17 protein-coding genes are annotated in these 22,342 nt (G+C 38.4%); 7 read left to right on the top strand and 10 right to left on the bottom strand.

Annotated features, from left to right (window positions below; all coding sequences use genetic code 11):
* Positions 1-22 precede the first annotated feature (22 nt).
* The 3 genes from ABXH34_RS03255 to ABXH34_RS03245 all read right to left on the bottom strand — a co-directional run bounded on the left by ABXH34_RS03255 (position 23) and on the right by ABXH34_RS03245 (position 6,890).
* Positions 23-1,174, bottom strand: a complete 1,152-nt coding sequence (locus ABXH34_RS03255) for an aromatic ring-hydroxylating oxygenase subunit alpha (RefSeq protein ID WP_353570429.1) — start codon at positions 1,172-1,174, stop codon at positions 23-25.
* A 354-nt stretch (positions 1,175-1,528) separates the two neighbouring features.
* Positions 1,529-4,633, bottom strand: a complete 3,105-nt coding sequence (locus ABXH34_RS03250; protein WP_353570428.1) for an efflux RND transporter permease subunit — start codon at positions 4,631-4,633, stop codon at positions 1,529-1,531.
* Between the two features lie 556 nt (positions 4,634-5,189).
* Positions 5,190-6,890: an aryl-sulfate sulfotransferase gene (locus tag ABXH34_RS03245; protein ID WP_353570427.1), complete on the bottom strand. Its 1,701-nt coding sequence runs from the start codon at positions 6,888-6,890 to the stop codon at positions 5,190-5,192.
* Positions 6,891-7,033: 143 nt separating this feature from the next.
* Here ABXH34_RS03245 and ABXH34_RS03240 point away from each other — a divergent pair, with 143 nt between their 5' ends.
* A complete protein-coding gene (locus tag ABXH34_RS03240) occupies positions 7,034-8,257 on the top strand; it encodes a hypothetical protein (RefSeq protein WP_353570426.1) in 1,224 nt (407 codons plus the stop codon).
* A gap of 85 nt (positions 8,258-8,342) precedes the next feature.
* On the opposite strand, the gene ABXH34_RS03235 is transcribed toward ABXH34_RS03240, so the two are convergent.
* A complete protein-coding gene (locus tag ABXH34_RS03235; RefSeq protein ID WP_353570425.1) occupies positions 8,343-11,135 on the bottom strand; it encodes a right-handed parallel beta-helix repeat-containing protein in 2,793 nt (930 codons plus the stop codon).
* A gap of 347 nt (positions 11,136-11,482) precedes the next feature.
* Between ABXH34_RS03235 and ABXH34_RS03230 the strand changes: the two genes are divergently transcribed.
* The 3 genes from ABXH34_RS03230 (at position 11,483) to ABXH34_RS03220 (ending at position 14,302) form a co-directional block, all read left to right on the top strand.
* Positions 11,483-13,252: an N-acetylglutaminylglutamine amidotransferase gene (locus ABXH34_RS03230; protein WP_353570424.1), complete on the top strand. Its 1,770-nt coding sequence runs from the start codon at positions 11,483-11,485 to the stop codon at positions 13,250-13,252.
* A 255-nt stretch (positions 13,253-13,507) separates the two neighbouring features.
* Complete coding sequence (locus tag ABXH34_RS03225) at positions 13,508-14,110, top strand: hypothetical protein (RefSeq protein ID WP_353570423.1); 603 nt, start codon at positions 13,508-13,510, stop codon at positions 14,108-14,110.
* Between the two features lie 6 nt (positions 14,111-14,116).
* Entirely contained in the window at positions 14,117-14,302 is a 186-nt protein-coding gene (locus ABXH34_RS03220; protein WP_353570422.1) for a hypothetical protein, read from the top strand.
* A 28-nt stretch (positions 14,303-14,330) separates the two neighbouring features.
* Here the strand turns inward: ABXH34_RS03220 and recD are convergent, their stop codons facing one another.
* Positions 14,331-16,085, bottom strand: a complete 1,755-nt coding sequence (recD, locus tag ABXH34_RS03215) for an exodeoxyribonuclease V subunit alpha (protein ID WP_353570421.1) — start codon at positions 16,083-16,085, stop codon at positions 14,331-14,333.
* 388 nt (positions 16,086-16,473) lie between these two features.
* On the opposite strand from recD, the gene accA reads away from it, so the two are divergent.
* The gene (accA, locus tag ABXH34_RS03210) at positions 16,474-17,439 is read left to right on the top strand and encodes an acetyl-CoA carboxylase carboxyl transferase subunit alpha (protein ID WP_353570420.1); all 966 of its coding nucleotides are present in this window, start codon (positions 16,474-16,476) and stop codon (positions 17,437-17,439) included.
* An 11-nt stretch (positions 17,440-17,450) separates the two neighbouring features.
* Positions 17,451-17,765, top strand: coding sequence for a heat shock protein HspQ (hspQ, locus tag ABXH34_RS03205; protein WP_353570419.1), 315 nt, complete (start codon positions 17,451-17,453; stop codon positions 17,763-17,765).
* 212 nt (positions 17,766-17,977) lie between these two features.
* Here hspQ and ABXH34_RS03200 read toward each other — a convergent pair whose 3' ends face one another.
* The 3 genes from ABXH34_RS03200 to gspG (ABXH34_RS03190) all read right to left on the bottom strand — a co-directional run bounded on the left by ABXH34_RS03200 (position 17,978) and on the right by gspG (ABXH34_RS03190) (position 19,408).
* Positions 17,978-18,259 (bottom strand): segregation and condensation protein A, encoded by a 282-nt coding sequence (locus ABXH34_RS03200; RefSeq protein ID WP_353570418.1) that lies wholly within the window; start codon positions 18,257-18,259, stop codon positions 17,978-17,980.
* A gap of 98 nt (positions 18,260-18,357) precedes the next feature.
* A complete protein-coding gene (gene gspG, locus ABXH34_RS03195) occupies positions 18,358-18,810 on the bottom strand; it encodes a type II secretion system major pseudopilin GspG (RefSeq protein WP_353570417.1) in 453 nt (150 codons plus the stop codon).
* A 133-nt stretch (positions 18,811-18,943) separates the two neighbouring features.
* Positions 18,944-19,408 (bottom strand): type II secretion system major pseudopilin GspG, encoded by a 465-nt coding sequence (gene gspG / locus ABXH34_RS03190; RefSeq protein ID WP_353570416.1) that lies wholly within the window; start codon positions 19,406-19,408, stop codon positions 18,944-18,946.
* Positions 19,409-19,625: 217 nt separating this feature from the next.
* Here gspG (ABXH34_RS03190) and ABXH34_RS03185 point away from each other — a divergent pair, with 217 nt between their 5' ends.
* Positions 19,626-20,747, top strand: coding sequence for a hypothetical protein (locus tag ABXH34_RS03185; protein ID WP_353570415.1), 1,122 nt, complete (start codon positions 19,626-19,628; stop codon positions 20,745-20,747).
* Here ABXH34_RS03185 and ABXH34_RS03180 read toward each other — a convergent pair.
* Together ABXH34_RS03180 and ABXH34_RS03175 are read right to left on the bottom strand one after the other, a co-directional pair.
* A complete protein-coding gene (locus tag ABXH34_RS03180; RefSeq protein WP_353570414.1) occupies positions 20,744-21,466 on the bottom strand; it encodes a pirin family protein in 723 nt (240 codons plus the stop codon). The two genes, ABXH34_RS03185 and ABXH34_RS03180, sit on opposite strands and share 4 nt — an antisense overlap.
* Before the next feature lie 125 nt (positions 21,467-21,591).
* Positions 21,592-22,342: U32 family peptidase C-terminal domain-containing protein (locus tag ABXH34_RS03175; protein ID WP_353570413.1), on the bottom strand; the 751-nt coding region annotated here is incomplete at its 5' end.

The following is a 22,342-nucleotide window of genomic DNA, read 5'->3' as shown; positions in this document are numbered from 1 at the left end:
GGGGCTATTCAGCACCTTTTTCTTACGATTTGGTCTGAATATATTGCTCAATGGCTTTTAAATAGACACTATGAAAATGATGAACGCCATGCTCGGATTCACCTTTATGCTTCCCATCACAGACCACAAAACGCCCCCCTTTTTCACAGGCAGGTGTTTTCATGCCACGATGCACGCTTTCAATAATATCAATATCTTCTTTTTGTAACACTTTGTCGACATATTCAATCGCTTCCATTTGCTCAGCCGTTGGGGTTGAGTTTGGAAAGAAAAAGTCGAAAGTTTCAATGGTATTGTCAGCATCAACAGGAATAAAATTCCACACCATCCAATTAGGCCCACCAGGATAACGTAATAGACCCGTATTTGGCCACAGCCACCAAAGGAGATGTTGTTGAACACTTGCGCCCTCAACATTATAGGCGGCATTATCTGTCTTGCCTGCAGGACCTATTTGGCTGGAATAAATACCATGTGTTGTCACTTGATAGTTTTCCATTTCAATTAGAGTGACAAGGTCTTTATGTGATACGGGACAGTGATAGCATTCTAAGAAGTTGTCGGTAACAATCTTCCAGTTGCCTTTAACGTGATAGGTAAGGCGATAAGCATGAGTCAGCGTATCTAAATCAGGGGCATGTTGTTGGATTTCATTGGCTAGTTCGCCTGTTTGTGCAGCGAGTGAAGTTGCTTCTGGATTGAGGTTTACAAACACCATACTACAGAATTGTTCAATTTGAACCGACACCATGCCATAATCATCAAACTGAAAATTTTCCATTGTCTTTGAGTGTCGTGCCCCACGGAGCGTGCCATCTAAGCTGTAACCCCAAGCATGATAAGGACAGACAAAAACTTTAATATTACCTTGACCCTGTTTAACCAGCTCATGACCACGGTGGCGGCAAACATTGTAAAAGGCGCGTAGCACGCCTTCACGATCACGGACAGCAACAATCGATTGTCCCTGAATATCAAAGGCAATATAATCTCCCGGATTACGCAGTTTCTCAATATGACAGACATACTGCCAAGTATTGTGAAAGATTGCTTCCCGCTCAAAGTCCAATAAATCTGGATTGGTATAAGCTCGAGCTGGCAAAGCATGTGAGCATTTTGGATCACTATTAAAGTTTTCGGCTAAAGTTTGTAGCTCACGAATTGAGATGGTCATTTTTCAACTTCCGAATCAGGGTTGGGTATATGCTGTTTGATGATGGTTGGTGCTTTTGCCTTGAGACTCTTTTAGACAGTCCCATTCGAACCATGAAAACTGCCGCCTTCATAATGTACACGGATAGAAAATCCAGTCACAGGCCTGCGATTATATACTTCAGTGACCCAGGTCGCAACAATTCTCAAGTTAATATCTCTAGTTGAAATCAAGCATTTCCGCCTCAGGCATATTGCGTATAAAACCTACCAAATATGCCCAATTATCAAACATGATGGGAATAGATTTGATTGAATTCGATCATGTTTGGCTTACACTATTTCATCCCTATTGCTGATTTGTGAACGCAGATCACTATTTATGATGTTCCAAAGCTTCTAAAGCCTCTAATTTCCGCGCAATCGCATTCGGTGACTGAGTATGTCTCGCCAACAACCAATATGCTACAGGCACAACAAACAAAGTAAAAAACGTTGAAAACGCCACTCCAGAGAAAATCACCACCCCAATCACGACCCGACTTTCAGACCCCGCACCTTGAGCTAAAATCAACGGCACTGCACCCATAATCGTGGTAATCGCGGTCATCAAAATCGGACGTAAACGTTGCTGAGAAGCTTGTAACAATGCCTCCTTAAATTCATGACCTGCATCACGTAGCTGATTAGTAAATTCAACAATCAAAATCCCATTTTTAGTCGCCAAACCAATCAACATCACAATCCCAATTTGACTATAAATATTAATACTTTGCCCCATAATATCCAAACCCAATAAAGCCCCAAAAATCGCCAAGGGCACAGTGAGCATAATCACCAATGGATGAATAAAACTTTCAAATTGCGCGGCTAACACTAAAAACACCACCAATAAGGCTAAAATAAAAGTAAAGTTAACCGATTGGGTTGAATCCTGAAAATCTGCTGACTGACCTTTATAATCAATTCGCGCTTGCGGCATTTCTTGTTTAACAATATTGCCCAGAAAATCCAAGGCTTCACTCAAACTGTAACCTTCAGCCAAACCCGCAGTAATCGTAATCGCACGGATTCGGTTATAACGTTGTAAACTGGTTGAAGTCGCCGTTTCCTGCAATGTTACCAAATTAGATAAGGGCACTAATAATCCAGTTTGTTCAGCACGAACATAAATCGAAGCCAAATCTGCAGGCGTACGATAATCCTGATCCTCACCTTCCAAAACCACATCGTACTCTTCACCTTGACGCAGAAATGTGGTGACTCGACGCGAGCCCAGCAAGGTTTCCAAACTGCTGCCAATTTCTCTAATTGATACGCCTAAATCAGCAGCACGATCTTTATCAATCACTAACATCAATTGTGGTTTGGTTTCTTTATAATCTGCATCCACACTGATTAAATTGGGATTTTGTCGGGCTTGTTCTAAAATAATATCGCGCCATTGTGCCAGCTCTTCATAACGACCACCACCAATCACAAATTGCACAGGCCGTTGAATTCCGCGCTGTCCCAAACCACGCCGCATCACTGTAAACGCTTTCACTCCAACTAGCTGTTTCATATCACCCATGATTTCCCCCATGATTTCCTCAGCAGGTCGGCGTTTATCCCAATTGCTTAACACCATGATACCAATCCCTGAATTCACCACTGCACTTGAACCAAAACTACGCGGCACACGAGCTAAAGCTCTGGTGGCTTCGCCATTTTCAACATAACGCAACATGGTTTTTTCTATTTCTGCCATATAACGCTGAGAATAGCTAAAACTCGCGCCTTCAGGTGCAGTCATCATGATAAAAAATGCGCCTCTATCTTCTTTTGGTGCAAATTCACTGGGTAATTGTTGAAATACATAATAAATCCCAAATCCAACCCCAATCAATAACAATATAATCAAAAATGAAACTTTTAGAGCAATATTGAGTAATTTTGCATAAAATGTGGCTAAACCTTGAAAAAATCGATCAATCAGGCGATGGATAAAGGTTTTACGCAAATTTTGTTTAAACAAAACTGAACACATCATTGGAGATAAGGATAAGGCAACAATACTGGAAAAACCCACGGCCGCTGCCATAGTCAAGGCGAATTCAGCGAATAAACGCCCGACATTACCTTGTAAAAATGCAATCGGTACAAACACTGCGATTAACACCAATGTGGTCACAATCACCGCGAAACTGACTTGACGCGCCCCATGGTATGAAGCGAGTAATGGTGGTTCACCTTGTTCAATCCGCCGATAAATATTTTCTAATACCACAATCGCATCATCGACCACTAAACCGATTGCCAACACCAGTGCCAACAAGGTCAACAAATTAACGGAGAAACCTAATGCAGATATAACAATAAAGGCCGAAATCAACGAAATGGGTACAGTCACCGCTGGGACTAAGGTAGCGCGTAAACTGCCCAAAAATATTAAAATCACCGCCACCACTAAAATCATTGCAATAAATAAGGTTCTGTAAACTTCTTCAATTGCACCTTCAATAAATACTGAAGTATCATAACTATCGTGTAATTCAATATATTCAGGTAATTGTTGGCGCACTTTGACTGCCTCACGTTTCACCGCTCGCGCCACCGCTAAAGTATTAGCCGTAGACTGTTTAATAATCCCGATCCCAATCATGGGTTCACCATTACCACGCAGTTCTCTACGATAATCATCTTGACCTAATTCAACCCGCGCCACATCGCCTAAACGAATCACACTACCATCCGCTTGGCGTGTTAAAACCAATTGGGCAAAATCATCTGCATCACGATAACTTCGTGCAATCCGAATCGTAAACTCACGGTCTTTGGATTCAATCCGACCTGCTGGCAATTCTACATTTTCCCGTCGCAGCGCGTTTTCAATATCGGTAATCGTCAACTGTCGCGCCGCCAATGCCAAACTATTCAACCAAATCCGCATTGCATAACGCCCACCACCACCAATCCGTACCCGTGCCACGCCATCTACAATTGCAAATTGGTCTTGTAAATAACGTTCTGCATAATCGCTGAGTTCCAAACTATTCAAACTTGGACTGGATAAATTGAGCCACATAATCACGCTGGTGTTGGAATCCGCTTTATAAATTTCGGGTGGATCGGATTCTTCGGGTAAATCATCCAAAGCACGTGCAATCCGCTCTCGCACATCATTTGCCGCTGAATCAATATCGCGAGAGAGTTTAAATTCTATATTAATCCGTGATTTGCCATCGCTGCTGGAAGAGTCTATGTGTTTAATCCCCTCAATGCCGCTGACTAAATCCTCTAAAACTTGGGTAATTTTAGTTTCAACAATCACGGCAGCTGCTCCACGATAATCGGTTGAAATCGATACAACTGGCGCATTGACATCGGGATATTCACGTAACGGCAATTGATAGAAGGCCAAAATGCCAAAAGTCACCAGTAGTAAATTAACCACGGTGGCAAACACAGGACGTTTAACAGAAATATCAGATAGAAGCATGGGGAACTTTGATGGTTAAAGTAGCAATTTTAAAATCATATAGGTTTGTGGAGTGGAATAAAAATATTTTTAGGTATTGATCTTATGACTTAATTGTTAACACGGCTCTTATTTTTATAAAACAATAAATTATAGGACGTGGATTTCATTATTTTGATTGCAAAAAATCACTAAAAAATTATTTTATTTAATTCTGTTTTTACAATGTAAAACTAAATTTGCTGTTTCTATGCAATCAATAAATTGTTATATTCAATCATTAAATTAATGATTCATTCATTATTTAAATGTAGGGGAGGCAGACAATATATAAGTTAATTGTAGGATACTAAAATGATCTTTTTAAAATTAATCGTATTGACCAAATTATTTTTTACGATTTTTTCTCTATACTTTTCAAGCTATGCTTTGATCTGTTTTACATCAAAATATCTATTTAAAGAATAAATATCACGACGAGTAAGAAAATGTGATTGATAAGCATTTTCTTATTCTCATCCTTTATTAGGGCTGCTCATTCTTGGAAAACAAGCAGTCCTGAATCCTAAAATGTATGCTATTTAGTGGTGATAATTGGAGGGAAATGTGGGATGCGTCTTGCGCCAAACAATGTCCAACCTAAACCAATATCATTTTCACGTCCTTTGAGCTGTAATTCCCATACAACCTGAGCTGGAGAATCATGTGTATATTCACGAGCGCGTGTCCATACATTGCCTTCGGTTAAGGTATGCCATGTTTTATTTTGAATATCTGCTTGAGATAGCAAAAAGCCATAGCCCACTAAAATATTACCTGTTGTTTCCAAATATTGTGTACTACCCATTGCATAACTGGCTACTGCGGGGTCATTCGGTATGATGGAATCCCAAATCGGTTGCAAGGTTTTTTGTTCTATATCTAAACGGTATTCTGTTGCACAACTGCGCGTTTGCGCGGGTGGTATTGGTTTATCGAAAGGACGAGTTTGATAGTTCTGATTATCAAATAGCAATAATGTGCCACGTGAGGTAATGACAGGACTATGTTGATGCCAAAACCATTCCGCATCATTTTGCATCTTCAATAATTTAGGCCGTAAATTATCATCCCAGCCAGAAGGTTCACCCGCAATCCAGCTTATTTGTTTGGTATTTCTATCAACCATGAATAATGCACTTTGATAACGCGAACTCAATAAAATTGAATTTTCATCAACTAATTGCATTGTATTAACATGTGACCAATCTATCGTATTTTTATAGCCACGCCGTTCCCAAAAGCCACCAAAGGTTTCATAGCCAATTCGAAATACGTCCATATAGTCTGCTATATTCCATTGCCATACAATCTTACCTTCTCGATTAAATTCAATGACGACATCAACCATCACCCAATGGGTTTTACGGGGTGCATTTATGTCTTCTTCACTGTCATAATAATTAGGAATTTGTTGTCGTTCTGAACCTAATACTAAAAAATTGCCATTGGGTAATACGTCAATATCATGATGGAATGTGAGCGTATCAACAGGGATTGCGCCTTCTATTTCCCCTTTTGGGCGGCGTTTGGCATACCATTGCGTTATTACATTACCTAGCAAATCAATTTCAACAGCCCGAAAATCTTGGGTTAAGAAAATAATATGGCCATTGTCTAATAGTTCAAAATCACTGATTCGAGAGTCTGCTTGATAATACCAAATAACATCCCCCGCTTCATCAACCGCAACCAATAAACCAAACTTCCGCCCAAAATTGTTTGCTCGCTCGGCATTTGTTGCACTCACAGGAATTCGGCGACGTGGATTAAAGAGTGTAATACCTGCTTCCATTGCTACATTTGATAGACGTTTGGTTTCAATAATGGGAAAAGCTTCAATTGCTGTAGGCAATTTTGGGGCATTAAATGTCAGTTGCTTTGTGATTGATGTTGCCGTTTCTGGGTCTGAAACCGTGATATTCACTTGATGTTTTTGGCCTGCATTGAAACCAATTAAGGTTAAATCTTGTTGTGGCGACGCGGTTGCAGGATATTCAATGATGCGATGATTGTCACCAAGTGTAATCTGAATATGAGTTTGTACAGGCTTATTCGTTTGAAAACGTAATAATGCAGCCAATGGTACAGCGGGGTTGGGGTTAGGTACAATTTGAGGAGTGGAGGTGAAAATTAATTCGCTATCATTTGTTGCAGCGATGCTGGGTTGACAAGCTATCATTCCCATGATAAATAAATAGATTAATAAATAAACTCGTCTTTGAGGCCTGTAATTCATGGTTGCTAAATTCCCAAGTAAGAAAGTATTATTTCCAGCCTGTAATCTTACCCGAATTTGGATGTGTTTTTTATTTTAATTACATCATATTTAATTAAATATATCTGATGAATTGTCACTCACCAAATAATAAAGATGGATTTATGTTTGTTTTAGCAAAATCTGAAAGATGGCTACGCATTATATTACCCATATTCATGCTGATTGTATTTACAATGACCATTATGGATTCTACTGTTAATTACCTTGGACACCATGATTGGAAAATGGGAGATTGGCTGATTAACTATGCAGGAGGCTGGGTTAGGCGAGGCTTTTTAGGTGAACTATTTATAGTGCTATCAAAAACGACAGGTATTAACCCTGGAATATATGTCACTGTATTTCAAATATTGCTTTATTTTACCTATTTTTTATTTTCCTACCTGCTTTTGAGAAAGCAAAAAAGCATCATACCCTTTGTATTTTTGATTTTTTCACCCTTCATATTCACCTTTCAACTCAATGATTTTCAGGGAGGTTATAGAAAAGAGATTATTTATTTTGCTTTTTTGAGTTTCATTGCATGGTCTCGTTTTAGTCTTGATTTTCAAAAGTTTGAAAAAGTATTTGTTTTGAGCCTCATTGTTTATCCTTTTGTCGTATTATCACATGAAATGTTGTTTTTATTTATACCCTATATTGTGCTCACTTATACTTTTGATAAAAAAATAAATATAAAGCTGATCAGGTTTATATCGATACTCGTTTTTCCTTCATTTTTAGCTTTTATTTTTAGCGTTATGCACCAAGGCTCAATTGAACATGCTGCCGCTATTCATCAATCATTGGCCGATGCCCATTATAGTATGAATAAAAGAGGGGCTATTTTTGCTTTACAGTATGATGCGGGATATTGGGCTGAAAAGCTGAATGTATTTATAGAGAAGAAGAATTATATCTATACTTACATTATTTCAATTGGACTTTCTTTAGCTGCATTTATGCCTGTCCGTGCTCAGCTTCAGATTATATTAGCCCGATGGCATGGAAAAGCTTTAGTTGTAGGTAGCTTGATTGCTACTGTATTGATTGCCAGTATTGCGGTTGACTGGGGACGATTTATCTATATTAATTTAGTTTCATTGTTCATTCTGTCTCTACTTGCTGCTACTGTTTTACCTGTAGATACTACCAAAAATAAACTTGAGGGTAGTTGTAAAAGTCAATCAGGAATGTTGGTTGTTGTAATATTTCTCATCTGGGCATTGTTTTGGCACATTCCTCATTGTTGTGGACAATCCATGTTTGCAAAACGCCTAACTAATCTGAATAGTCACTTACTTATTAAGCCTGCATATCGTCTATATAGAAAGTTAAATAGATAGGATGCCGCTTAAAAATACTCCCAAACCCACTTGAACTTGGGAGTAAATGTCAGTCATTGACTAATGTTTCTGAAAACTATCAATCCTAATGCAACATGAAATGCTCAATATTAGAAGAGCGTCCTTCTGCTCCAGTACCATCATAAGCAACAATAATCGCATAAAAACCAATGCCGTCAATAGGTAACTCAAAACCTTCAGGCACTTCCAGTTCCAATTTGCGATTGAGCTGCATATCAACCCTTTCAAGTTGTGGCTGTGCATTGGGATAAGTGGTGTAATACAACAAGTAACCTTGTGCGCCCATCACTGCTGTCCATGTCAAAGTGACCTTGTTTTGCTTCACTTTTACATGTAATTTCGAGGCGGCCAATGTTGCAGGAGCAGTAATCGTACTGTTAGCACGGACTAAAACTGCTGATGTAAATGGCGCAAGTGAGATTTCTCCACTGGCTAGTTGACCTGCCAAATCAAGATAATCCACACCTTGTAAATTAACTGTTTTGGTTTCGTAGCTAGGATTAGTAAATAATTTAACTTGTTTCTCAGCAGGCAAACTCGGTTGTAACGTCACTGCTTGCAAATTGACATTATCAATCCAATAAGTGCCTGCATCATCTTTCTCGGTGGAAAATAAAAATTTCATCGTATCATCAGTGAGTTGATTCTGGAAAATATACTGATAATCACGGCGTTGAGTATCTATTGCAAAAAATCGTTCTTCATAAATGACATATTTTGGCTTGGTTTGATTCAGGCGCAATTGAATATCTCCGAAATCATCCGCGATAACACTGAAGGCTAAGCGATACCATTGGTCTTTTTGCAAACTTAGAGTATTTGGTACAAGGTTTAACAACCTGTCAGAAGTATTAAACACTGCTTTTAAACTACCATTGTCTAATTGCGTCGTGTCATAAAAGATTTTTTCAGGTTTGCTCGTAGGCCCCCAGCTTTTCACATCAGCATCAAATGTCGGATTGGTAATTAACTGTTCACCAATCACTTGCACAAGCTCAGTCGGCAACAATAAACCACAATCAACCGAACTTTGGTCATATTGAGAAAAGCTTTGTTTCCAATCAGCTAAGGAGTAACGTTGCCCATCACGCATAATGGCTAAATCACTGTATGGATTACAATAATAATTATTATTCATATCACCGTGATGCGTTGTATTGGTAAGTTGTAAACCCAATTGGTCAGGATCGAGAGAAATGATGATATTGTTTTCAATCAAGTTATTGGATGAAGTGCCACCGTATAAGTCTTGCACCACAATTTGAGGGTCATTGTTGTATACGATGTTGTTGCGCACGATGGCATTTTGAAACGCATTCAGACGAATCCCCATATCGGCATTATTGAAAATCACATTATTCTCAATCACATTATTTTTAAACCCAGAATCTGAGCCAATACCCATGCCATAAGCAGAATGATGTTTACACGGGTCACTGCTAGTTGAACTGCATCCATTGGACTCGTCCGTATTGCCCACTGAACCACTTAAATAATTACCACGAATCGTATTACCATCAGAACCAATACTGATTGCACCACCGTCATTTAAGATCAACAGGGTGTTTTTAATCACATTATTTTCGATCAGATGATAGCCACCATCTTTGAGGAACATGCCATTTTCAGCCACGTTTTCAATGTAATTGCCACGCACCGTATACGCTTTACCATAGACATCAATCCCATTGCCTTGATATTTCCCGTCATAACGCACACCATAAGCACGATACATCGCGGTATTGGTAATGGTATTGTTTTCAACCACGCTACCTTTGACATCAAAGCCTTGTGACACGCTGGCTTGCAAACCGATACTAGAATGGAGTTGATAGTGTAATTCGTTATTATTAATGGATAAATCGGCCGTATTCCAAGTCGTAATCCCTTTCACATTATGTAAAAAATAACACTGTTGAACTCGTACATTATCAGAACTGTTAACGTGCATACCTTGGGTAGTGAAATGGCGGAATAACAAATTTTCAACTAAGGCATTGTCTTTGTGATTATTGATAGACAAACCTGTTTCATACACTGCGCCTTCAATTAAAGCTTGATTGGGGTTAACGCCTGCGGGTGGATATAGATACACTTTTTGGCTCGTTGCGTCGTAATACCATTCACCTGTAAAATCCAATTCTTCCAATTTACCATCAATAAAATAACCCCATTCAGGTAATTTAGTACCTAAACCTGTGATCGCCAAGCGACCTGCTGCTGCACTATAGCCCGTGATTTCGCTCACCTCATTTGTCCAACTATTACGAATCCGTAACGTCGCGCCTTTCCAATAATTATCAGGTTTGCCATACGCGGCTAAAGTGGGATCAGTAAAATAGTCTTTACCTGTATTGCTGCCGACTTTGAGCCAATTTTTATCCAAAGCACTGTTTACGTTAGGATAACGTGCAATCGTCATCAAATTGCCATTGACGAATAAGTGTTGAATCTGTTTGATATTGCCATCTGAATCCAGAGGTAATAAACCTGTCACATTGGCTTCATAAACAAGACCAGAATTTAAAGAAGAATGTACCGTCGGTGTCCAATTTGAAATCGCCACACTACCTGCAATCACTGCTCTATCACCTTCACCATAAGTGGAGAAAGTTAAATTTGTGGGTGAACGCAGTAGTTTAATTCCACCACGAAAAGTATCGCCGCGTTTGAATAAAAAACTATCGCCATCGCTAAAGCTTTTTTCGTTAAGATTCGTGACGGTTTGCCAAGCCGTTTCAGGACTAAACCCATCATTGCTGTCATTGCCCGCACTTGCAAAATAATAAGTCTGAGCAAATAGGGATTGGGTTGCGAATAAGCACAACAGAAAAATCAGTCGTTGCCAGTTAATCATAACGACACTCCTTTGAAATTTTTAAAAACTTTATTTTAGCTAACAGTGAAAGCTTAGACCATTTTTAATTTGCTGGAGTTGCGTATTGGTACATATTAATTTTTGATAAAAGGAATATCAGCCCCAAAATTCATTCTTTCTCAGATAATTTTAACTGAATACAATCAAATCTTAGTTATAGTCGTTTTACTTTAAAGTGATACAGGACTGGCCGTCCTAGATTTTAAAACTATTTGATATTTAAACAATAACAAGACTACCAGTCCTAACACATAAACCAAAATTAACTATATCATGATGTTTGCTACAATATTGTCATTTGATACTTTGAAATAAACGGACAGTCTATGTGTGGAATTTGCGGTGAATTACGTTTTGATACAACACCTGTGCAGCCTCAAACCTTGGATAAAATGCTAAAAGTATTAGCACCACGAGGGCCTGACGATGCGGGACAATGGATTAATAATAGTGTGGGCTTTGGGCATCAACGTTTAGCGATTATTGATTTATCTAAATACGGCCATCAGCCAATGTATGATGCTGAACTGGGTTTAACTCTAGTGTTTAATGGCACAATTTATAATTATCCTCAATTGCGTAAAGAGCTGATTCAAAAAGGTTATAGCTTCTTTTCACACAGCGATACGGAAGTCATTTTAAAAGCTTATCATGCGTGGGGTGAACAATGTGTATCACGTTTACAAGGCATGTTTGCATTTGCAATTTGGGATGGTCAGCGTTTATTTATTGCACGTGATCGGTTTGGTATCAAGCCATTATATTATGCTCAAACGACTCATGGATTTCGATTTGCTAGCACTTTGCCTGCATTATTGGCGGCGGGTGATGTAGATAAAAGCATTGACCCTGTTGGTTTACATCATCAATTTACCTTACATGCGGTTGTGCCTGCACCGTATACGATTTTGAAAGGGATTCGCAAAGTTCCCCCTGCCCATTTCATCACGATTACGCCAGAGGGCAAGGTTAATACGCAATGTTATTGGCAATTATCAGCGCAGCGTCCACAGCAAGCCTTGAATGATACACAATGGATTGAAGCCACTCATGAAGCCTTAAAGGCGGCTGTTGATTCTCATCGTACCATTGCTGATGTGCCTGTGGGTGTGTTGTTATCGGGTGGTTTGGATTCCAGTTTATTGGTTGGTTTGTTGGCTGAAAATACTGATGTGGAAAATTTACTGACCTTTTCGATTGGATTTGATGATGTTGCAGGAGAAAAAGGCAGTGAGTTTGAATATTCTGATCAAGTGGTTGCCCGTTATCATACGCGGCATCACAAGTTACAAATTCCCAATAATCGAGTATTAAGCCGTTTGCCTGAAGCTATTCACAATATGTCTGAGCCAATGGTGGGACAAGATGCGGTGGCGTTTTATTTGTTAGCAGAACAAGTGTCGAAACAAGTGAAAGTGGTGCAAAGTGGCCAAGGTGCGGATGAAGTATTTGCAGGTTATTTCTGGTATTCGATGATGAATGATGCGGCGGGTACACATTTACAACGTTTTGCACCGTATTATTTTGACCGTTCACATGAAGAATTTTTACAAACTGTGATGCCTGAATATCATGGCGAAGATTACACTTCATTATTAGTCAACGATTTACTCTCAGCTAAAGGAGCTGATGAATTTTTAGATAGCGTGTTACGGATGGATGTGACCACATTGATTGTCGATGACCCCGTGAAACGTGTAGATAACATGACCATGGCTTGGGGATTAGAAGCCCGTGTCCCATTTTTAGATCATCAATTAGTTGAGTTAGCGGCACAAATTCCACCTGAATTGAAATTACGTGAATCAGGTAAACATCTGCTCAAAGCGATAGCCCGTGATTTATTGCCTGCATCAGTGATTGATAGACCTAAAGGTTATTTCCCAATGCCTGCATTAAAGTATGTGCGTGGTGAGTTTTTGCATTTTATGCAAGAGGTTTTGAATTCAACCGCTTGCCGTCAGCGTGGCTTATTTCAGCGCGATTATGTGAATAAATTATTAGCCCAGCCTGAACAATATATGACTAAGTTAAACGGCAGCAAATTATGGCATTTAACCTTGTTAGAAGCGTGGTTGCAGGAGCATGTTGATTAGACAACTATCATTTATAGTCACTCTATTTTAAGATGATACAGGACTGGCCGTCCTAGATTTTAAAACTATTTTATATTTAAATATTTCAGGACTGCCAGTCCCATTCAAGATAGAATTGACGATGAAAACGGTGAAAAATGGCTTGCCGATTTTCTTTAGCTTATCGCAAAAGCATTTTGACATGATTTCGGGATATCAATTTTAAGCATTCTCTTGGCCGCTTAATCTTGTGTCAATTTGCTCTAAAATAGCGTCATGAGCAAAATCAACTGGCATCGCACCTTCGGTTTAACTTTGACTGACTTTTTTCTTGATTCAGAATATGAAGTCGTATTGGAAAAAGAATTAACCGCAAAAAAACAGTTTCTCGATGTAGTGATTATCAAGCGTGCTGAAGGAAAACCGCTTATTGAATTTCCTGAAGGCTTGGAAGAGCTTGCACAACACAACCTCCTGACTTACAAATCAATTCACGAACCCTTAAACGAATGGGCAATTGATAAACTCATTGGGCATTATGTTAATTACCGAAAACAAGAAAGCATTTCCTTAAACAACTTACTTCCCACAAACAATGTAAAATTGTATGCCGTTTGCACTCGTTTTCCAAGCAGTTTACAAAAGCAAGGTCTACAATTAATCAAACAACAAGCAGGGGTTTTTAACCTGATTTACGGTAGCCATCAAATCAAAGTGCTGGTTTTAGGTCAGATGCCACAGAAGTATAGCAATGCTATCTGGCAACTATTTAGCGGTAAAAGTGAAGGCTTTGTTTATGGTGGTAAAAACTACAATTGGCATTCAGAACGAGATAGAGCTATACTAAATCAACTCTATGAATTCTATAAGCAAAAATGAGCTGTCATGCCTTATACTATGGATGATTTTGTACATGATTATGTCAGTGAAAACTTGCATGTTCTTTCACCAGAAAAACGATTAGAAGGATTGTCATCAGAAAAACGCTTGGAAGGGTTGTCAGTAGAAGAAATTCTCCAAAAATTGCCGCCTGAAAAAATAGAAGCGTTTCTGAAAAATATCAAAAAATAATCGTATCCTTAGCGAGCCAGAATTTTAGTTAGCATTGATACAACATTCTCATCAAGCCTGATTGGCGTTCTACGGTTTGATGAGCTGCTTGTAAAAATACCTGTTCATCACCCCAGATTGAAACGCTTTGTTTCGCACGTGTAATCCCTGTATAAATCAATTCTCGGTTCAAGACAGGTGAGGTTTTATCTGGCAATAACATCAAAAAATCATCAAATTCAGAGCCTTGGCTTTTATGGATTGTCATTGCATATACGGTTTCATGTTCTGGCAACCGATGTGGATATAAGCTGCGGATTTCCCCATCAGGATAACGAAAATAAGCCATCAACTCACCTTCGGAATTCCACAAAATAATCCCAATATCACCATTGAATAATTTCAAGGTATAATCATTGCGCGTAATCATAATTGGGCGACCGTGATACCAGCGATAACCCGATTGAATCTGGCCTTGATTAATTAAAATTTGTTCTATCAACCGATTTAAATTTTCAACCCCATAAGCTCCATGCCGTAAGGCACATAAAACACGGAATTGCTCAAAATAATCTAAGGCTTGCGATGGACTCGATGCTTGTAAATAGGACGCAAAACCTTGAGTAACCACAGATGCTAATTGAGTAGATAAATGATGAGGGCTTGCAATCTGCTGCCAACTAATATCATTGAACTTGCCTTGCTGCACCACTTTTAAAGCCTGTTCTGCTTGCCCTTGTTGTAAATATCGCGCCAAAACACCAATCCCACTTTTCTCATGAAAGCGATAACTTTTTTCTAATAAAACAATATGTTCTCGAATCGCCGCTTCAGAATCTAAGGTTAAACCTGTACAAATATCGCCTAATACACTGCCCGCTTCAACCGATGCCAATTGATCTTTATCACCTAATAATAACCAACGGCTTGCTTGTGGAATCGCATCAGCCAATTTAGCCATTAATGCCAAATCAACCATCGACGCTTCATCCACAATAACCACATCATACGGCAAGGGATTTTGTGCATGAAAACGAAAATAAGGCGATTTTGGAATTGTGCCCAATAAACGGTGAATCGTATAAGTATCTTGAGGAATCGCGGCCAATAGTTCAGGCGGAAAATTTAATTTTAATACGCTATTTTGAATCGCTTGTTGTAATCGTGTAGCGGCTTTACCTGTGGGTGCAGCTAAGGCAATGCGTAATTTAGGATTTTCCTGTAATAACAGTAATAAAATTTTAACCACGGTGGTGGTTTTACCCGTTCCAGGTCCGCCAGAAATAATGCAAAAGTTTTTTAACACTGCGGTTTTTGCCGCCATTTTCTGCCAGTCAACATCATCATCTTGCGTTGGGAATAAATGTTCGAGTCTTGCATGTAACTCAATTTGATTGCTGTCGGAATGGGTTTGCGCAACACGTTGTAAAATATTATGCCCAAGTTGTTGTTCATATTGCCAGTAACGGTATAAATATAAAAGATTTTTATCTAAAACTAACGGTTTAAACTCATTGGCTTGACCTATCATTGGATGTTTATCTAAGGCTTGCTGCCAACTGTCAAAATCAGGGCATTGAATCGGTTCTATATCAGCATCATTTTCAATTGGAAATTGGGTATTGGCTAATTCACTTAAATTGATGCAAATATGACCTTGGGTTGTAAAATAACTGGTTAACACGGCTGCAAGCAAAAATTCATCATTTTCAACACCCGCTAACTTTTGTAAATACACGGCTAAATGCACATCTAAACTGGAAAATATGCCTTGTTGGTGCAAGTGTTGAATTTGTTGCAGCATCTAAACTGTTCCTTAAATCAAAAGTCTTGAGTTATAGTCATTGTATGTGTTTTAGCATCCTATTTAAAAGCTTAAGTTATGTATGAAAACCAAAAATTAGTCACTTAGAATTTAAAAAAACGCCCTAAGTAATTGATAGTTCATTATGGCGGTGTCACTTCAGAGCTTAACTAAAACAAGCTTTGTTTGTGAGTCGCATTTCACACAAAACTTAGCTAAAATATACGGTTTTGAGTGCTGGCCTCATTTTAAAATCAATAAGCTTAAGCACTTACTGGTAGACTCAATAATTTATCTATATGTATAGCAACCAAAAACTATTGTTTAGCTAAACTTAATCCCAACATAAACAATATCCTAAAAGCTAAAAATACAATTAAGGACATCAATGAACCTCAACTTTCTGGACTTTGAACAACCTATTGCAGAACTAGAAGCAAAAATTGAAGAGCTGCGCTATGTTAGCAATGATAACGATATTAATATCAGTGATGAAATCGAACGCCTTAAAACAAAAAGCCAAGAACTGACAAAATCTATTTTTTCATCATTAACCGCTTGGCAAATTTCACAACTGGCACGGCATCCACAGCGTCCATATACTTTAGATTACATTGATAATGTATTTACCGACTTTCAAGAATTACATGGCGACCGTGCTTTTTCAGATGATCCCGCTATGGTTTGTGGTTTAGCGCGGCTTGATGAACGTCCTGTCGTGGTAATTGGCCAACAAAAAGGCCGTGATACAAAAGAAAAAATTCAACGAAACTTTGGTATGCCTCGTCCAGAAGGATATCGAAAAGCATTGCGCCTCATGAAAATGGCTGAACGGTTTCAACTACCTATTTTGACTTTTATCGATACACCGGGCGCATATCCGGGGGTTGATGCGGAAGAACGCGGCCAAAGTGAGGCCATTGCACGGAATTTATATGAAATGTCTAGTTTGAAAACCCCTGTGATTTGCACAGTGATTGGTGAAGGGGGTTCTGGTGGTGCATTGGCGATCGGTGTCGGCGATAAAGTGTGCATGTTGGAATACAGTACTTATTCAGTGATTACTCCAGAAGGCTGTGCATCCATTCTGTGGAAAAGTGCAGAAAAAGCCCCCGATGCGGCTGAAGCCATGAATCTCACCTCTGGACGTTTGAAAGAATTGGGGTTAATTGATGAAATTATTCCTGAGCCTCTAGGTGGTGCACATCGCAGTATGCCAACCATGTATGAAAATTTAAGTAAGACATTGAACAAGCTGTTAGACGAACTTGGAAAACAGCCTGTTGACCAACTTGTTGAAGCCCGTTATCAACGCTTTATGAGTTTTGGTGAATTTATCGAAGAAACGGCATAAGGAATGTTTCTATGATAGTAGCGCAACCGTTATTTTTTGTCGGCCAATTGATTTATCACACTAAGTCTAATTATCGTGGTGTGATTATCGATGTTGATCCTCAATTTATGCTACCTGATGAATGGTATGAGGAAGTGGCAAAATCACGTCCCCCAAAAGATCAGCCTTGGTATCATGTATTAGTAGATGAGTCTGGCCAACAAACCTATGTCGCCCAAAGGCATTTATCAGCAGATAACTCTGAAGAACCCATTGAGCATCCTGCTTTAAAACAACATTTTTTAGAGTTCAAGCAAGGGCGTTATATTCTAAGCTGTTTGAATTAATCTGTTTGTAAAATGGATAGATTGTTGGGGTGGGCAGTCCTTAGAAGGGCTGCTAATCTTGAATTTATACAAAAAACAGCCAGTAATCATAAAATCCTCGATTTTGACAATTTGAAGTCATTTAAATCGGGCTTTTTAGAAGTAGCAGAAAATGCTACAAACGTTATGAAGGGCATTGATAGCCACCAGCCAAGCTGATGGTTATTTAAAACCTAATCATCTTTTTTTCGAGAGTGTAAAGTGACAACTTGCGCTGATTGCTGAGGCTCATCAACAAAACGGGGACGCATTTGGCTTTCAGTACCTTGCTCGGCAGCTAATGCCCGCTCACGCTCTGAAATCAAAGATAAACTCAAACGAATATCATCAATTGTCTGTTCAGAAAAAGGTGAGGATACACCATCTCGCGGGGCAGTTTCGCGCACAACGCTAGCAAAGGTTTTACGCAAAAATAGCATAAATTTACGTTCTTCGCTTAAATCATCAGTATTCATAAAAATTCCTAAAATTGTAATTAAGGATTGACTATCCAATTTCAAAAAATGCGTATCAGTTTAAGCAGAATCATCAGCCTTTAGTTAAGACAAGAATATTATTGAGCGGATAAATAACCAACATCTGCATCGCGACCCTTACCACCTGCTTGACCATCAGCACCAAACGAATACAATACAAAAGGAAACCCATCAATGCTAGGTATATTGGCATATTGATAAGGACGATTCCAAGGGTCTAATGGCAAAAAATCATCTAAATAAGGCCCTTTCCAAAATGGTTTAATCGCCTCGTCAATCGGTGCTGTATACAATAAGCTCAAACCTTCTTCGGTGGTTGGGAAACGACCAATATCCAAGCGCATGGTTTCTAAAATCCCTTTTAGCATTTTCACTTGTGTACTTGTGGCTTTCATTGGACCACACTCTATTCGACCAAATAACATTGAACCTATTAGCCCTATAAAAAGCCCAATAATGACCAATATACTCAATAAAGTAAGTATTTTGTGTACAGTAAAAAGTTTATAAAAAAAGAATTTTATCTTCACTATATGTAATTCTATATGGTTTTAGGCTAAATCATCAGTATTCATAAAAACGCCTAAAATTTGTAATTAAGGACTGATAATCCAACATTCAAAAATGCGTATCAGTATTAAGCAGCCCTTAAAGACAAAAAGATTATTGAGCAGGTAAATAACCAATATCTGCATCAAATTCTTCACCACCTGCTTGACCATCTGCTCCAAACGAATACAACACAAACGGCTGTCCATTTACACTGGGTGTCTTGGCATATTGATAAGAACGTTTCCAAGGGTCTAATGGCAAAACATCATCCAAATAAGGTCCTTTCCAAAAAGGCTTAATCGCTTCATCAATCGGTGCAGCCCGTAATAAATTTAACCCTTCTTCAGTGGTTGGAAAACGGCCAATATCCAAACGCATGGTTTCTAAAACCCCTTTAAGCATTTTGACTTGTGTCCCCGTTGTTTTCACTTTAGCACCATCCACTTGAATAAATAATTTAGGGCCAACCAATCCTGCCAAAAGACCAATAATAACCAAAACGACTAACATTTCTAATAAAGTAAAGCCTTTTTGGGTCGTGATGGGTTTAGAAAATAATGTTTTTTTGTTCATCATAATTTAACTCAATTAATTTTAAAATGTTGTCATATCTTAGCAAAATCCACAACCTAACATCATATCAATTATGTGTTATCTTGATGTTGAGATAATTAAATAGTATAACAGTAGTCATAAAACAGCGCATAGTCATAGAATTTGCAACATTTCGGCTATGTAGAGATAAAATCCTACAAGGATCAATTTCGGTGTAATCTACTTTGCGGAATATGTAATGCGTTCAAAACTGCCAAAAATTCCAAAAGCGCGTAATAATCCCGCGAGAACATCATTAAGTAATTATTTCGAGCGTATTTCTAATAGTTTAGAAGATCGCATTCCTGAATTTCTACAAATGAAAAAGTATGCGCGAGTCTATGAGGAATCCCAAAAATTATTAGAAATAGAAAGAACCATTGATATTGCAGCAGGTAGTATTTATGAGATTAATATTGATGATAAGAAATTGATTTCAAATCAATTGGTTCAATTTTCTCAACTCTTAAATAAAAAAAGCAAAAACCTGAGGCAAGCCACTCAAGGTAAAACTTTCTCAAAGCGGATTCAAATTTTACACAATGCAAATCAGCATACTCAAAATATCATTACCAATACAATCAAAATTACCCGTCATATTAACCGAATTAACGAAACTATACCTGTTATCAAAGCTTTACTAAAAATGAAAGATCATGAAGACCATGAAAATACACCTGTTTTAGTTGCAATTAGTGATGCGCTAAAAAGAGATTTACATGAACCTAATATTGATGAGATTAAATTAGAAATGCAACATGAAAATGTATTATTGAGCAAATATGATAGCCATTTACATTTTGAGCATTTAAATGATGCCAGTGATAAGTTGATTGGCTTGCTAAATGATAAGTTGTTATTAATGATTGGGATTTCGGAAAATTTAATTGCAGGTGTCGAAGATGATGGGATTAATGATGTAGATACAAATCAACGCTTACCTGATGAATTGATGGTGTTATTTTTAGTTTCAAGTATTTTAGATATTTTTCACCGTGTGCGCGAAATCAGGCATTGTGTTAAACGAATTTCCAATAGTATTAAAACCTTTAGCAAAATTATGCAGGTGGTGCAAAAAGACCTTAAATTGCGCAGTTTATTACATGATGGTGAAAACAGCGCGTATGAGATTATTTCAAAACATATTCCGTCTCATCTCAAACGGATTATGCCTGCGATCAATGAAATTGCGACCAGCTTAGATGCACTAGACCTAAAACTAAAATTGAACACTTTAGACCTTGATAAAGTCATCCGCCTAACAAATGGATTAATTTATGAAAAAGCCAATCGAACTTGGGAAAACCCTTATGATTTTTAAATAAACTGATGGCTCATTGGCACTTCTATTAATAAGATTTCTGATTTTTCCAAAGCCAATACATCTATGTCTTGGAAGAAATATAAACCTAAACCATCTCTACGTTCTAACACATCATCCCCTACTTGCAATTTTCCCGATAATATAAAGAAATACACACCATTAACTGATTTTTTCATATGATAACAATAGGAATAACCTGCATCAAAATGACCACGATACAGATAGGCATCTTGATTAATTTTCAACACATTTTTTGAATTTGGCTTCGGAGCAACCAATAATTGACAGTGATTTTGTGGAATATCTAAAGTTGTTAAACGTTGGTAGCTGGGCATAAAATTCTTTTTACTTGGTAATATCCGAATTTGTAGCACTTCTACACTGTCATGCTCTGAAGCGTTGGATTCGTTGTGCATAATGCCAGAACCCGCTGAAGTGACTTGAATATCACCTGTTTGGCAAACTGCACGGTGTCCCGTACTATCCTCATGTGATAATTGGCCTTTTAATATTATTGAAATAATTTCAACATTATTATGGGAGTGCATTCCAAACCCACGCGCCCCCGGTTGTAACAGTGTATCATCTAGGCGCACGAGACAACCAAAATGTCGTTGCTCTGCGGCAGAAAGTTTGGGGTTTAGCGAGGTGGCAATGCGTATCCAGCCAAGGTCTTCGATTTTGCGCTGGTAAGCTTGGTGAATGATTTTTTTCATAACTTCATCCATTTTGATACGTAATTAAGTGGGCAAAATACAGCAAATACACATTGCTCACTCTCATTCATGTCGAATATTCTCGTATCCATGGTCTAAGTGGTAACGAGGCATATATACGAAAACTATGTCAGATTTTTCAATAACAGACTCTTATCCATTACAGTATCAATTGGCATTTTGGCATAAACCGTATAGCCTGAACCCGGTGCAACCTGCATGGTATTGCCTTTGTCATCTTGCATTATTTCTAATTTAAAATGAATATTACCTTCAGGTGTCATCAGTTCTAAAGTATCACCAAGCTCAAATTTATTTTTAACTTCAATTTCAGCCAAACCTGTTTTAGCATCTTGTTTTAGGATTTCTCCGACAAAAATCTGCTTATCTCGTAGTGAGTTACCTGTCGTATAATTTTGATATTCATCATGTACATGCCGACGGTAAAAACCTTCGGTGTAACCACGGTTAGCTAATTTTTCTAGCTCATCCATTAAGTTTTTATCAAAGGGTTGGCCTTTTGCCGCATCATTAATCGCTTGTTGATAAACTTGAGCTGTTCTTGCCACATAGTAATGAGACTTAGTGCGTCCCTCAATTTTTAAGCTATCAATACCCATTTCAGTTAATTTGTGCACATGTTGCACCGCTCGCAAATCTTTAGAATTCATAATATAAGTGCCATGCTCATCTTCAAAAATGGGCATAAGCTCATCAGGTCGCGTGCGTTCTTCTAATAAAAACACCCCGTCTTGAGTCTCTCCTGAACCTAATTGAGGGGCTTGCTTGGGCACAATGTCACCTGTATCAGCGGTCTCACCTTCACTCACTTTATAATCCCAGCGGCAGGCATTGGTACATGTGCCTTGATTTGGA

The organism is Candidatus Albibeggiatoa sp. nov. BB20 (assembly GCA_016744725.1).
In the GTDB taxonomy this organism is placed as follows: Bacteria; Pseudomonadota; Gammaproteobacteria; order Beggiatoales; family Beggiatoaceae; genus Albibeggiatoa.
The sequence above is the reverse complement of the archived record's forward strand: the minus strand, read 5'-3'. Positions and strand labels throughout refer to the sequence as shown.

Bases quoted from the DNA above. Each gene is read 5' to 3' on its own strand.
- ABXH34_RS03180 (WP_353570414.1), bottom strand. From the start codon at position 21,466: ATGAAAAAAATCATTCACCAAGCTTACCAGCGCAAAATCGAAGACCTT.
- recD (WP_353570421.1), bottom strand. From the start codon at position 16,085: ATGCTGCAACAAATTCAACACTTGCACCAACAAGGCATATTTTCCAGT.
- hspQ (WP_353570419.1), top strand. From the start codon at position 17,451: ATGATAGTAGCGCAACCGTTATTTTTTGTCGGCCAATTGATTTATCAC.
- ABXH34_RS03230 (WP_353570424.1), top strand. From the start codon at position 11,483: ATGTGTGGAATTTGCGGTGAATTACGTTTTGATACAACACCTGTGCAG.
- ABXH34_RS03225 (WP_353570423.1), top strand. From the start codon at position 13,508: ATGAGCAAAATCAACTGGCATCGCACCTTCGGTTTAACTTTGACTGAC.
- ABXH34_RS03255 (WP_353570429.1), bottom strand. From the start codon at position 1,174: ATGACCATCTCAATTCGTGAGCTACAAACTTTAGCCGAAAACTTTAAT.
- ABXH34_RS03200 (WP_353570418.1), bottom strand. From the start codon at position 18,259: ATGAATACTGATGATTTAAGCGAAGAACGTAAATTTATGCTATTTTTG.
- accA (WP_353570420.1), top strand. From the start codon at position 16,474: ATGAACCTCAACTTTCTGGACTTTGAACAACCTATTGCAGAACTAGAA.
- ABXH34_RS03250 (WP_353570428.1), bottom strand. From the start codon at position 4,633: ATGCTTCTATCTGATATTTCTGTTAAACGTCCTGTGTTTGCCACCGTG.
- gspG (WP_353570416.1), bottom strand. From the start codon at position 19,408: ATGATGAACAAAAAAACATTATTTTCTAAACCCATCACGACCCAAAAA.
- ABXH34_RS03245 (WP_353570427.1), bottom strand. From the start codon at position 6,890: ATGAATTACAGGCCTCAAAGACGAGTTTATTTATTAATCTATTTATTT.
- ABXH34_RS03185 (WP_353570415.1), top strand. From the start codon at position 19,626: ATGCGTTCAAAACTGCCAAAAATTCCAAAAGCGCGTAATAATCCCGCG.
- ABXH34_RS03220 (WP_353570422.1), top strand. From the start codon at position 14,117: ATGCCTTATACTATGGATGATTTTGTACATGATTATGTCAGTGAAAAC.
- ABXH34_RS03235 (WP_353570425.1), bottom strand. From the start codon at position 11,135: ATGATTAACTGGCAACGACTGATTTTTCTGTTGTGCTTATTCGCAACC.
- ABXH34_RS03240 (WP_353570426.1), top strand. From the start codon at position 7,034: ATGTTTGTTTTAGCAAAATCTGAAAGATGGCTACGCATTATATTACCC.